We start from the raw sequence: 12,623 nt of genomic DNA, 5'->3' as shown, positions 1-12,623 counted from the left end.
AGAAAGGTGTTTTTTATGGCCTCAAATTCTAAGAAAAACGCTCAAGATGCTCGTCAAGCTGAGCTTGATAAAGCATTGAAACAAATTAAAAAAGAATTTGGTACCGGTGCAATTATGCGAATGGGTGAAACTCCTAACACTGCCGTTAGCGCTATCTCAACTGGGATTTTATCCCTTGATATCGCTCTTGGTATTGGTGGTTTTCCTCGTGGTCGTGTGGTTGAAATCTTTGGTGCTGAATCTTCTGGTAAGACTACAATTGCCTTACAAACTGTTGCAGAACTCCAAAAAAATGGTGGAACTGCTGCTTATATCGATGCTGAAAATGCGATGGATCCCGAATATGCCAAAGCTTTAGGTGTTGATATTGATAACTTACTTCTTTCTCAACCAGGTACTGGTGAAGAAGGTCTTCAAATTGCTGATGCCCTAATCGGTTCTGGTGCAGTTGACTTAGTCGTTGTCGATTCTGTTGCTGCCTTAGTACCTAAGTCAGAAATTGAAGGTGACATTGGTGATTCACACGTTGGTTTACAAGCCCGTTTGATGTCACAAGCACTTCGTAAGTTAACTGCCAACATTAACAAAACTAACACCGTGGTTATTTTCATTAACCAATTACGTGAAAAAGTTGGAGTTATGTTTGGTAACCCTGAAACTACTCCTGGTGGTCGTGCCTTGAAGTTCTATTCAAGTGTGCGTCTTCGTGTTAGTGGTACTAAACAACAAAAAGATGGTCAAGAAGTTGTTGGTAAGGAAACTAAGATCAAAGTTGCTAAAAACAAGGTCGCTCCTCCATTTAAGACTGTTGATACCCTTATGAGTTTCGGTAAAGGGATTGAACCCGTTGCTGATATGGTGAACTTAGCCGTTGATAAAGATATTATCGACAAGTCAGGTTCATGGTACTCATACGGTGAAGAACGCTTAGGCCAAGGTCTTAACAAGACTGTTGCTAACTTGAAAGAAAAACCAGAGTTAGTTGACGAACTTAACCATAAAGTCCGTGTTGCTTACGGTATCGAAGAAGAAACTCCTGTTGCTGATAAAAAAGCTGACAAAGCTCCTGCTAAAGATGTAAAAGCTAAAGACGATACAAGTTTGGACGTTTAATTTAAAAGACTGCTCACAATGAGTGGTCTTTTTTGGTATAATAGAGACACAATTAAATAGCTGGGGTGCTTAACGGCTGAGATTATACCCATTGAACCTGATCTAGGTAATGCTAGCGGAGGTAATCTGACATACAGTTGTCTAATTTTAATAAAACAAAAGCCGTCTTCTTAAATGAAGATGGCTTTTTATTTGGAGGAAGCTATTATGAGCAACATTGAAGTCCAAAACTTCAATTTTAAATACCAAAAAAGTGCCGAACAGATTTTCGAAAATGTGAATCTCACTTTTCCGGGTGGTGAATTGTCACTACTAACTGGTCCATCCGGATGTGGTAAATCAACTTTGATGACTATCATCGCAGGCTTAGACAGAGATAAAAAATATACTGGTGACATTACAATTGGTGTCCAAAACATCAAAGATATCAAACCTGCTGAACGGGCAAAATTGATTAGTATGATGTTTCAAGATCCGAATCAACAATTTGTCATGCAAAAAGTCCAGGAAGAATTAATCTTTGCCTTAGAAAATATTCAAACACCAGCAGCTGAAATTGATGCAAAAGTCCAAGCTGCTTTAGACTTTTGTGATATTCAATATCTAGCTGACCGCAAGATCATTACCCTTTCTGGTGGTGAAAAACAAAAAGTTATTTTGGCAACCATGGTAGCGTTGGATTCTGACATTATGTTGTTAGATGAACCATTTGCTAGTATTGATTTCCCATCAAAACAAGATATTTTAGCTAAGTTGGTTAAATTACAAACCGAAAAACACAAAACCATCATAATTTCTGACCACGACCTAGCTGGTTATGCTGGTTTAGTGAACCATTTATTCCGCGTCGAAGGAACTTCGATCAAAGAACTTTCAACTAGTGAAACTGAACAAGTCTTAAATACTAACCATCAAAGTAATGTTAATTTCAAGTTACCTAATGGTAGTGTAAATATCGAACTAACTGATTTCAGTTTCAAAGCCCAACAAAAAACCTTGTTAAATTGTGATGATTTCAAATTTTATCAAGGTTGTACTTTGTTAACTGGGGCAAGTGGAATTGGTAAATCAACCCTCTTCCGTTCCCTTACCAAATTAAAAAAATATGCGGGTAACGTTACGTTAGCTGATATCAATATCAAAAAAATTAAAAATAAATTGTTCTACCAAGAGATTGCGTTAATTTTCCAAAATGCCAACGATCAATTTTTAGATGTCACGGTTAATGAAGAAATAGAATTAGCTAAATCAACGGCTTTATCTGATTATTGGACTGCTGAAAAAATCGATCAGGCCTTAATCGGCCTTAATTTGGACGGTAAAAAAGACCAAGTGGTTTACACATTAAGTGGTGGACAGAAAAAGAAACTCCAAATTTTATTAATGTTAATTCGCGATACCAACATTATGTTGTTGGATGAACCATTTGCTGGACTTGATAAAAAGTCAGTTGAGTTTGTGGAATCCATGTTGCAAACTGAATTTTTGAATCGCAATCATTCATTGGTGGTTATTAGTCATCAGATTTTCCAATTCCATGATTTCTTTGAATATCATATTGAATTTGCTAACCAAGCATTAACTTACAAGGAGGTGCTCTAATGAATCCTTCCATCAAACTATTACTGGTATTTTTGATTGCCTTAGAAATTTCATTTTTGACAATTATTCCACTAAATGTGGCTATCATTGTGGCATGTTTAATTTATTTAATTTATAAACGGGTTCATTTTAAGACGGTTGCAACCTTTTGTTTGATTGCATTACTTCCAGCCCTTGGAATTTTCTTCTCACAATTTTATTATGGTGATGGGCTTGTCATGGGAACTGCCCTCTTTACACGTTTATATGCCTATGTATTTTTGGGATTAAGCTTTTCTTTAACGACTTATATGGTCGATTTAGCCAATTCATTAGAACAAAACGCCCACGTTCCCTCTAAATTTGTTTACGGGGTTTTAGCTGCCATTAATTTGGTACCTCGTTTACAATATGAAATCAAAGTTATCCGAGCTAACGGAAATATGCGCGGAAAAGTATTACATCCCTGGATGCCCACGTTGTATTTCAAAGCTTTAATTGTCGCAATTGGATGGTCAAATGACCTTGCTCAAGCCATGGAATCACAAGGATTTGTGGAAAACCAAAAGCGAACTTTTGCCACACAAGTTAAAATTCATCCCAAAGATTGGCTTGTTTTACTAGCTACTTTAATCATCGTACAATTAATTATTTTCATCTAAGGACTAATTATGAAACCTGCTTATCAATATCTAGTACAACAATTTAAAAATGAACACATTTCATTAGCTGAGATGGCTAGCATTGCCACTGAATATCAGGGATTGTATAGTCACGTTCCGTCAGTTGAAGTTGCGACCGATTTGTTAAGTAAGATTATTAAATTACCACAAGTCAGTGAAAATTTATTGGTCTGTTTTGCTTTAGAAAATAACGAGTTAAACGCTCCATTAAATACAATGTATCAGCATGAAGACCTAACCAACAGTATGTTACTTCAGATTGCCGATTGCTATGGGGTGATTGGCATTTCAAATTTCTGGGAAATTAAACTTAATCATCCAGAAATGATTGTTAATCTGTCCAATAATGATAAAGTTGCAGATATTGCATTATCATTAATCGCGGCATTATCAGGCCAATTGGCACAAATGGATTCGTAAATTATACTAAGAGATATTTAATCGAAACAAGACATATTAGTTTCTATTAGACCAATCGACCAAATTAAAAGACCCACTCTTATGACCAAAGAGTGGGTCTTTTTGACTATTAAATTTTATAATCCCAAGAAATTAATCCAACCATAATAATTAAACTGGCAAAGTTTTTGATATAATTTCACCGTTTCTGATTCCGCAAACGAATGCTTCAAAATATCATAGAACGTTGCGGTATTGGAATAGACAAAGAAATGAATCTGCCGTTTATCAATTACAAAATTATCCGTAATAATTCCTTTTTCCTGCATTGCAATAATCGTTTTTAAAACATTTTCGGCAAAGAATTTCGTAATTATCTCTGCTAGATTATTATATTTAGATCCATTGGTCTTAAATAGCAATAATTCAGCAATATCTTCATTTTGGTAAACACCATGAATAATGGCATCCATATTTAAAATTTGATGTAATAAAACATCTTTTACATTGTCTTTGTTCATGGTTTCAATTGCATCATTAATTTGGTTTAAATATACATTCTTCAAATCTTCCAATAATGGATCAACTAATTGTTCCAATAAATCATCTTTTGATTTGAAATGTTTATAGAATGCCCCTGTCGTTAAGTTTGCTTGGCGACAAACATCGCGTAATTTTGTATCTTTAAACCCATTTGCTAAAAAAGCTTGTTTCGCTGATTCTAGGAGTAATTCATTAGTCATTTCATAGTTTCGTTTAGTTGCCATCAGACACCTCGTTAAATTTAGACTTGTTTATTTTAGATAACGGTGTTATCTTAGTTAAGGTAACAGTGTTATCTAATTAAATTTTAGGAGAAAAAGATTGAAAAAATTAGTTAAAGTTTCCGGTCTCGTACTTACATTTATTACAATAGCATTATTTTTAACTGGTTGTAAAAGTGATACCCATAAATCATCAGATAAAATTAATGTTGCTACCACCACTAACTTCTATGCTGAACCTGCTAAGGCAGTTTTAGGTGACCACGGTAAAGTTAGTTCATTAGTGAATTCCGGAGTTAATCCCCATGAATTCACCCCTAAGAACTCAGACGCCAAGGTTGTCAACGAAGCCAATGTCGTTGTTGAAAATGGTCTAGGTTACGATGAATGGATGAGTAAATTATACAGCAATCATGAAGATGATATCGATGTAATTAACGTTGGTAAACTCATGCACAAACAAGATGGTGATAACGAACACATCTGGTATAACCCAGCTACAATGGGAAAATTAGCTGATAAATTAGCTGATACTTACAGTAAAATTCAACCATCTCACAAAAAAGAATTCCACCAAAACGCGGAAGCTTACAAAGCTAAATTGAAAAAGACTCAAGATCTAGCTAAAAAGCTTGCAGCTAACAGCCATGGCCAAAAAGTTGATGTTAGTGAACCCGTTTTCAATTATTCATTAGAAGCAATGGGTTACAAAATTAATGATGACTCATTTGCCAACGCCATTGAAAAAGACGTTGATCCATCACCAAAAGCTTTAGCTAAAGTTCGTGACGACATCAAGAACAAACGCATCGCCTTCTTCGTTGAAAATACTCAAGAAGAAAACAAAACTATTGCTAGTTTAGTGAAACTTGCCAAAGAAAATGATATCCCAGTTGTGAAAGTTACCGAAACAATTCCAGCTAATACTAACTACTTCGATTGGATGAATAGCCAATACGAACAAATTGAAAAAATTCAAAATCACTAATCATCTTCCTATTTAGTTCTATAATAGAAGTATCAGAACTGAAAGGAACTTCATTATGTATCTCGTTTGGATTCATTTAATTACTTGGATTGTACTTTTAATCGTAACAATTCTTGCTCTATTTAGTAAATCAAAGAAAACTAGCTTGATTGCAATGATGATTGCTCGAGTATGTTATCTTTTCGCCATTGTAACCGGAGTGTTGTTGATTAGTCATGCTTTTCCTAATCACCCACTCTTAACGATTATCAAAGTCATTTTAGGTCTTTCACTCATTGCGATTATTGAAATTGCTTTTGCAAATAAGAACCGTATGAAATTAACTCCTGGATTAGCTTGGTTAGTAATTTTATTCATTTTAATTGTCGGTGGCTTTGGTCTTTACTTAACGAGTGGTTTTCCATTAAGCTTATATTTCTAAAACAAAAAATCGATCTGCAATAGCAGACCGATTTTTTTATGCAAATTTTTCAGTTAGTTTTTTAACGATGATAACTACCGCAAAATTCAAGATTAACACAAAAAGGATTTGATCAATTGTTAATAAATTATGCGAAATCTGAATTGACATTGAACTCGTTTTATAGGAATTATTAGAGATAAATTGCTGCCATTCAGAACTATAAACTACCATCTTACTAAAAACAAAATAAGCAAATAAAGTTAAAACTGGTAACATATATTTCAAAAAATTAAATTTAATTTCTTCCATTACCCCAGTAGCCACAATTACACCATTTAACAATGCTGGAACTAGGTAAATAATGAAAGCAAAGATTCCGATTGATTCAACTGCCAGAAAACTTCCAGCGGTGAAATAGACAAGTACATCAAATGCAAGAGCAAGTAATACGACTAATAACGTAAACATATAATTCTCCTTCAGCAAACTGATTTGTTGAATTAATCGTACGATATCAAGTTGCAATTACCTAGCTAAGATTCGTAGCATCCGCTAATTTACATGTCTACATAAAGGTTACATAGCTTTGAAAACGTTGCTATGACTAGTCTTTATCTAACAAATGTGTTCTTTCAAGCATTTTGGCAATGGCCATTGAAAGAACACCACTGAATAGGAATACAGAGATGTAACTTACAACGAATAATGCTAAAATCATGCCAAAACTAAATCCAGCATAGTCATGTTTGATTAATTGGTAACCAAATGTCACAACTGTCGTAGTTAAAGTCGAAAGTAACATTCCAGTTTTACCGTAGTTTTTGTAACCAGTGAAAGCAAAACCTAGTTCTGAACCAGCACCTTGAATTAATCCTGAGATTAAAGTTGCGGCTCCCCAAATTCCACCAAGCAACATTTCAACAGCTGCTCCTAAGAATTCAGCAAGTAAACCAGAACCTGGTTTCTTGATTACCATTAAGGCTAAAGGTCCAGCAATTGTCCAAAAACCAATTAAGACAGCGCCACTAAATGGTGCTAATCCCATGGGAGTTAATACTGCAGTTACCGCAGTGTAAATTGGATCCATGATCCAGAAAATCAGACCACAAACGATCCCGATTAAAGTTACTAAAATAATGTCTTTCAAATGCCATTTGTTCATAATGATGATTCCTCCAAGAATTAATTTTCCAAAAATAAAAAGCCCTCGGCCACAAGCTGAGAGCTTTAGAAAAATTAATTTTTAAAGGAATGCATCGCGAATACATTCTTTTACTTCTAAAGTAATAAGTTTCCTTCGATAGTACAAACTATATCAGGTTCAATGGGTTTAATCTCAGCTCGTGGCACCCCAACTTTTTATTTATATGAATTTAGTATAGCATAGCTTTTGCTTAACGCAACTCAATTTTTAAATTTTCTTTAAACTGAGCATCATCAATCGTAGCTAAGTTATCAAAAGTTTCAGTTAAGAAACTAGCTGGTTGAACTGGGTATTTTTCCATCGCCATTGAAGCTGCGACAGGTAGCACGCCAGTTGCATAAGCTAAAGTTTCAAGTGAATCATCTTGACTTAAAAAGACCGCCAAAATTCCATCTAAAACATCTCCCATTCCCACGTTAGTTGCTAAAAGTGGGGCGTTATTTTGAATTAAATAAACTGTTTCTCCATCAGTCACAATATCAGTTGGTCCAGACACAACCACTTTACAATTTAATTTTTGGGCAGCTTGTTTGGCAATTTCAACTTGGTCACCGTCACCTTCCCCAGCATCAATTCCATGAGCATTCCAAGCTACACCTGCTAAAGCAGCTACTTCTCCAATATTTCCCCGTACGACATCCACTTTTACATTACGCAATAATTGATTAGCACGTTCCGTTCTGATTGATGATGCACCAACAGCGACGGGATCAAAAACGACGGGAATTTTCATTGCATTAGCTTTTTCACCAACGGCTAACATAATCATTTGGGCAATTGGACTAGTTGAACCTAAATTTAAAGTTACAGCTCCAGCTAAACTAGTTAATTCTTTGGCTTCCAAGGGATCAGCAATCATAATTGGTGATCCACCGATAAAGTTAATTCCATCCGCCACATGTTGGGGAGTAACATTGTTCGCAACATTTAAAACAATGGGACTTTTGGCACGGACATTTTTAATCATTTCATTCATCATTAGTTTCCTCTAGCTTTCAAAATTTGGACAGTTTGGTCAATATCGTCGCTTTTAGTAATCGCTGAAATCACTGATACACCATCAATTGGCGCATTTTTTAATTCAGCAACATTATTAGTGTGAATTCCACCAATGGCAACGATTGGTAAATTAGTGTGTGCAGCCACTTTATCTAAGCCAGCTACTCCAATACTTGCTTTCACATCTTTTTTACTGTGAGTAGGGAAAATTGGTCCCACCCCAATGTAATCAACTAACTCTAATTCAGTTGCACTACTTTGCAATTCAGCTAAATCATGAATCGACAAACCGATAATTAAATCTGGTGATTGCTTGCGAATTACATGGACTTTTTCGTCAGTTTGACCGACATGAAGTCCTTCTGCTCCAATTGTCTTGGCTAATTCATAATCATCATCGACAAATAAGGGTACAGCATATTTTTGCGTGATTTTGTGGATTAATTTACCCAGTTCTACGCGCTCAGTATCTGATAACTGGCTACCATCTTTTTCTCGATACTGCACTGCGGTAACGCCTGCTGCACAAGCCGCTTGCACAATCGCAAGCAAGTGTTTTGCACTATTATCAGTATTTTGCGTCCCAATCACTAAATAAACGTCCAACATTTCTGGTTTAAATTTCATGATTACTCCATTCTCCATGATTTAATGGTCCATGACCGTGTCCAATTGGAAGTGGCAGATTAATAATGGTTTCTAAATATTGGTGTGCTTTCCGAATGGCAGTTTCTAAATCCATTCCTTGGGCTAAATACGCAACAATGGCTGATGATAAAGTATCCCCAGTTCCATGAGTTCTAATGGTATTTACTCGTTTGGACTCTAACCAAAATTCATTACCATCCGCTAACTTCACAAAATCATAGACCATATCTTCATCACCATGACCACCTTTAACCATGACATTGGGACAACCCATTTGTTGGATTTTTTTAGCTGCGTTCAACATATCAACTTGTGTTTTCACCGTTTGACCAGCTAATAATTCTGTTTCTGGTAAATTAGGCGTCACTAACGTCGCTAAGGGTAATAACTCATCTTTCAAAGTTTGAATGGCTTCGTCAGTTAGTAACTTAGCTCCACCTTTGGCAACCATAACTGGATCAACAACAAAGTTTTTTAAATTATATTTTTTCACATTGTCAGCCACAATTTTCACGTGTTCGGAATCAAATAAAGCCCCTGTTTTCGCTGCTTTAATATCAAAATCATCCATGATTGACGCAAATTGAGCATCAACAATTTTACGTGGTAATGGATATAAATCTTGCACTCCATAAGTATTTTGGGCAGTTACTCCAACTACCACATTGGTGCTAAAAGTATGGCATGCTTGCATAGTTTTAATGTCGGCTTCCATCCCAGCTCCACCACCTGAATCAGTTCCAGCAATGGTCATCGCTTCGGGATATTGTTTAAATTCCATTGCTTGTTCAAAGAATTTTAATTCGTCAGCAACACTGATTTTGAAAGCTTCGATTGCAGCTGGATAATCCTTTTCCGGTACATTTTGATCCAATAAATTAAACATAATTTCTTCAAAACCACCTGGTTGGCCTTGATAAAAATCAATCCAATCTTTGAACGGATTTTCGGCGTTATTTTTACCTTCAGCGATTAAGTGATTAGCAATATATACATACACATAAGGGCATGCTTGCATCGCAGCCAATCCTAAATACGGTGCTTGATCTAATGATTTTTGCATATGGTCAATGTAGTGCTTAGTCGTTGGTTTTTCGGCTATTTTGTCAGCCATAATCGTTTGGTTATCTGTCTGAGCCACGCGTAATAATACTTGGTGGGCACCGTTTTCAGCATCGATATCATGTTCTGTCACCGCCAATAAATGTGGATCGATTGCTCCTAATACTTGTTGATATAAAACCAAGAACTTTTCGAGATAAATGTTATCTTGTTGGGTATAACTGACCAACGCTGATTTTGGTAATTTACCATTTGCGATTCCTTTTACGAATGCATTATTAAAAAATTTGGGCATAAAATCCGCTACGCTAGCTTTCATTTGTGCTGATAATGATGTTTCTGCCATTTTTATTTCTCCAATCAATATTTTTTGGCAAAATAAAAAGTCCCCAGCCGTGAGCTGAGGACTTCATCATTAATTTTAAATTGGCCAAAAAGACCCTATTATTAATCATTCAGTAATAAGTTTCCTGCGACAGTATTAGCTGTATCAGGTTCTATGGGTATAATCTCAGCTCAAGGCACCCCAACTTTTTATTTTTATGCAATTAGTATAGCATAGCAATTCATTAATGCAACAAAGTTTTCAGAATAAGCTTAGAATATAAGCGTTAATGAATATTACAATCACAGGAGACATAAAATGAAAACTGTATTAATTACTGGCGCTAATAAAGGGCTGGGGTTGGCTTTAACCGAGACTTTTGCTAATCAAAATTGGCACATTCTTATGGGAGTTAGAAATCTTGAGCGCGGACAACTTGCTAAGAATCAACTCGTTAAAAAAGGCCTCAAAAATTTATCATTAGTACAAATTGACCTATCTAATCCAGATAGTATTAATGATGCTAGTAAAAATATCACAGAAAACTATTCCAATTTATCGTTATTAATTAATAATGCCGGAATTCCTGGTAAAGAAAGTATTGGTTATAAAACTACTTTGCCTGATTTACATGAAACAATGCAAGTTAACTTTTTTGGAACATATCAACTAATTAAAAATTTAGAACCATTGCTCAATAAAAATCATGGCACAATTGTGAATATTACAATTCCAACCAGTCCTAATCATCTTTGGAATCCGTTGGCTTACAAAACTAGTAAAGGTGCCCAAAATATTATGACTTCATCTTTAGGAATTTGGTTTGAAAAAGAAGACCAACATATTTTAATTTATGATATCCATCCTGGAGTGATGTCAACTGATTTAAATAACCATATTACTGGGCCTTTTGTGCATCCAACTGAAACGATTGCTCAAAAAATCGCTGATCAAATCTTAAATCATCCGCATAAAAATGGGGATTTCGTGGAAATTTATAAACAAATTTCTGATAACTTCTTTACTCGTTTCCTAGCTAAACATTTTGCTCCCAAAAATTAAAAAATCATCTACCACAGCCGGTAGATGATTTTTGTTTTATTTATTAAATAATTTACTACCAAAATAATAAATTACTGCAGAAATTGCCATCGTGATGAAAGTAGCACCAATCGTAGTTTCAATGACAGCAAAACTCTTCAAAATTAAGTAAATAATGACTCCTAAAATTAAAGTTCCTACTGCAACTAAATTAAAACCACCTTGATACCAAAGCTTACCATTGCGATCAGACAAAGCAATTGGATTATAATTCTCTTGATTGACTAAGAAATAATCAACCAACATAATCGCAATAATTGGTCCCAGTAACATTCCGGTGTAATCAAGGAATGAGATGAATGAATCTAAGAAACTACCACTAATGACTGGCACAAAAGTTAACGCCATTGATAACAAAGTAATAATTACAAGTGACTTATTCAAATTCAATTTGTGAATCATGTTGCTCAAAGCTGAAGCACCGGCTTGTATGTTAACCGCATTAGCAGTCATACTAGTCAACACAATGACTAACATCGCGATAAAACCAAGACCTAGCTTATTCGCAATCACACTTGGATCGGAATTATTGGCATTATAGCCAGAAGTTAAGGCCACGCTAAGTGTGGTACATAATCCAATCATGGCAAAACTAAAGAGTCCTAAGAAGGCTCCCCAGAATGATCCACTAATGGCATTCCGTTTTTTGCTAGTGAAACGACTAAAATCAGCTCCACCAACAACCCATCCTAAACCAAAGGCTGCGATGGTATCGATTGCTACCCCAAATGGCATTCTTTGTTTAGCAGGAACATGATAATGAGCGATTTGCGTAAATGAAATGTCTTTAAAAACCACAAACGTTTCCAATACGACAAAAATAATTACTAAAACTACTCCAATTCGTTCGACTAACTGAACGGAACGTTGTCCAGCAATGATACTAAGCACATGCAAAATACTCATTACTAAAATTCCGACGATAATTCCAAGGTTTCCACCTGGTTGACCAAATAAAGCCCAGCCAAACAAAGTGTGGAAAATGAAAGTTAGCGACATTGCTGCAATAAAAGTATTTACGGCAGTCCAGCCTAAAAATAAAGTTAGATTGATGATTGACGGAATAATACTCCCCCGAATTCCAAAAGCACCACGGGAAAGCACGGTGTTAGAGGTCCGAGTTTTATATCCCACGTAAGCCATCATGGCCAAAAAGATATAAGCAATTACTCCCCCAATTACCGTAGCACTAAGTCCACCGATCAACCCACAGGCAGCAACAACCCCACCAATAAACCAAGTCCCATTATTAGCATTGGCACCAAACCAGGTTGCAAACATGTCCCAATAAGTCATGTTTTGTTCGTTATCTGGGATAACTTTAAACGCGTATTTGTTATTATTCAATATAGT

General features: G+C 35.6%; 14 protein-coding genes, 1 pseudogene and 3 riboswitches. Of the genes and pseudogenes, 7 read left to right on the top strand and 8 right to left on the bottom strand.

Going from position 1 to position 12,623, the window contains the following annotated elements; genetic code table 11:
* Nucleotides 1-15: 15 nt before the first annotated feature.
* From recA to ACQW5G_RS04560, 4 genes are all read left to right on the top strand, one after another.
* Nucleotides 16-1,113, top strand: coding sequence for a recombinase RecA (gene recA / locus ACQW5G_RS04575; protein WP_429970295.1), 1,098 nt, complete (start codon nt 16-18; stop codon nt 1,111-1,113).
* 51 nt (nt 1,114-1,164) lie between these two features.
* A riboswitch (TPP riboswitch) is annotated at nt 1,165-1,255 on the top strand.
* A gap of 65 nt (nt 1,256-1,320) precedes the next feature.
* Nucleotides 1,321-2,715: an ATP-binding cassette domain-containing protein gene (locus ACQW5G_RS04570; RefSeq protein WP_429970294.1), complete on the top strand. Its 1,395-nt coding sequence runs from the start codon at nt 1,321-1,323 to the stop codon at nt 2,713-2,715.
* A complete protein-coding gene (locus tag ACQW5G_RS04565; protein ID WP_429970293.1) occupies nt 2,715-3,356 on the top strand; it encodes an energy-coupling factor transporter transmembrane component T family protein in 642 nt (213 codons plus the stop codon). Before ACQW5G_RS04570 ends, ACQW5G_RS04565 begins: the two co-directional genes overlap by 1 nt.
* Before the next feature lie 9 nt (nt 3,357-3,365).
* Nucleotides 3,366-3,797 (top strand): hypothetical protein, encoded by a 432-nt coding sequence (locus ACQW5G_RS04560; RefSeq protein WP_429970292.1) that lies wholly within the window; start codon nt 3,366-3,368, stop codon nt 3,795-3,797.
* 116 nt (nt 3,798-3,913) lie between these two features.
* On the opposite strand, the gene ACQW5G_RS04555 is transcribed toward ACQW5G_RS04560, so the two are convergent.
* Entirely contained in the window at nt 3,914-4,543 is a 630-nt protein-coding gene (locus ACQW5G_RS04555; protein ID WP_429970291.1) for a TetR/AcrR family transcriptional regulator, read from the bottom strand.
* 97 nt (nt 4,544-4,640) lie between these two features.
* Here ACQW5G_RS04555 and ACQW5G_RS04550 point away from each other — a divergent pair, with 97 nt between their 5' ends.
* Both ACQW5G_RS04550 and ACQW5G_RS04545 read left to right on the top strand, forming a co-directional pair.
* The gene (locus ACQW5G_RS04550; RefSeq protein ID WP_429970290.1) at nt 4,641-5,528 is read left to right on the top strand and encodes a metal ABC transporter solute-binding protein, Zn/Mn family; all 888 of its coding nucleotides are present in this window, start codon (nt 4,641-4,643) and stop codon (nt 5,526-5,528) included.
* Nucleotides 5,529-5,583: 55 nt separating this feature from the next.
* Nucleotides 5,584-5,949, top strand: coding sequence for a YisL family protein (locus ACQW5G_RS04545; protein WP_429970289.1), 366 nt, complete (start codon nt 5,584-5,586; stop codon nt 5,947-5,949).
* Nucleotides 5,950-5,985: 36 nt separating this feature from the next.
* On the opposite strand, the gene ACQW5G_RS04540 is transcribed toward ACQW5G_RS04545, so the two are convergent.
* The 6 genes and pseudogenes from ACQW5G_RS04540 to ACQW5G_RS04515 all read right to left on the bottom strand — a co-directional run.
* Nucleotides 5,986-6,399, bottom strand: a complete 414-nt coding sequence (locus tag ACQW5G_RS04540) for an Msa family membrane protein (RefSeq protein WP_429970288.1) — start codon at nt 6,397-6,399, stop codon at nt 5,986-5,988.
* Between the two features lie 136 nt (nt 6,400-6,535).
* Entirely contained in the window at nt 6,536-7,093 is a 558-nt protein-coding gene (locus tag ACQW5G_RS04535; RefSeq protein ID WP_429970287.1) for an ECF transporter S component, read from the bottom strand.
* Between the two features lie 113 nt (nt 7,094-7,206).
* Nucleotides 7,207-7,295, bottom strand: a riboswitch (TPP riboswitch).
* 30 nt (nt 7,296-7,325) lie between these two features.
* Nucleotides 7,326-8,114: a hydroxyethylthiazole kinase gene (thiM, locus tag ACQW5G_RS04530; RefSeq protein ID WP_429970286.1), complete on the bottom strand. Its 789-nt coding sequence runs from the start codon at nt 8,112-8,114 to the stop codon at nt 7,326-7,328.
* Nucleotides 8,114-8,761 carry a thiamine phosphate synthase gene (gene thiE, locus ACQW5G_RS04525; protein WP_429970285.1) on the bottom strand — a complete coding sequence of 216 codons (648 nt, stop codon included), beginning with the start codon at nt 8,759-8,761 and terminating at the stop codon, nt 8,114-8,116. The genes thiM and thiE overlap by 1 nt, the downstream gene beginning before the upstream one ends.
* A complete protein-coding gene (gene thiD / locus ACQW5G_RS04520) occupies nt 8,751-9,563 on the bottom strand; it encodes a bifunctional hydroxymethylpyrimidine kinase/phosphomethylpyrimidine kinase (protein WP_429971882.1) in 813 nt (270 codons plus the stop codon). The genes thiE and thiD overlap by 11 nt, the downstream gene beginning before the upstream one ends.
* 144 nt (nt 9,564-9,707) lie before the next feature.
* Nucleotides 9,708-10,139 (bottom strand): annotated as a pseudogene (locus ACQW5G_RS04515) (hypothetical protein); the annotation flags it as partial.
* A gap of 155 nt (nt 10,140-10,294) precedes the next feature.
* Nucleotides 10,295-10,383: riboswitch (TPP riboswitch) on the bottom strand.
* A gap of 104 nt (nt 10,384-10,487) precedes the next feature.
* Here ACQW5G_RS04515 and ACQW5G_RS04510 point away from each other — a divergent pair.
* Entirely contained in the window at nt 10,488-11,231 is a 744-nt protein-coding gene (locus ACQW5G_RS04510; RefSeq protein WP_429970284.1) for an SDR family NAD(P)-dependent oxidoreductase, read from the top strand.
* A gap of 36 nt (nt 11,232-11,267) precedes the next feature.
* Here the strand turns inward: ACQW5G_RS04510 and ACQW5G_RS04505 are convergent, their stop codons facing one another.
* Nucleotides 11,268-12,620, bottom strand: a complete 1,353-nt coding sequence (locus ACQW5G_RS04505) for a purine-cytosine permease family protein (protein ID WP_429971881.1) — start codon at nt 12,618-12,620, stop codon at nt 11,268-11,270.
* Nucleotides 12,621-12,623: the final 3 nt, after the last annotated feature.

This window comes from Fructilactobacillus sp. Tb1 (assembly GCF_050500285.1).
Taxonomy (GTDB): domain Bacteria; phylum Bacillota; class Bacilli; order Lactobacillales; family Lactobacillaceae; genus Fructilactobacillus.
Note: the sequence above shows the minus strand (reverse complement) of the source record. Positions and strands in the feature narration are given on the sequence as shown.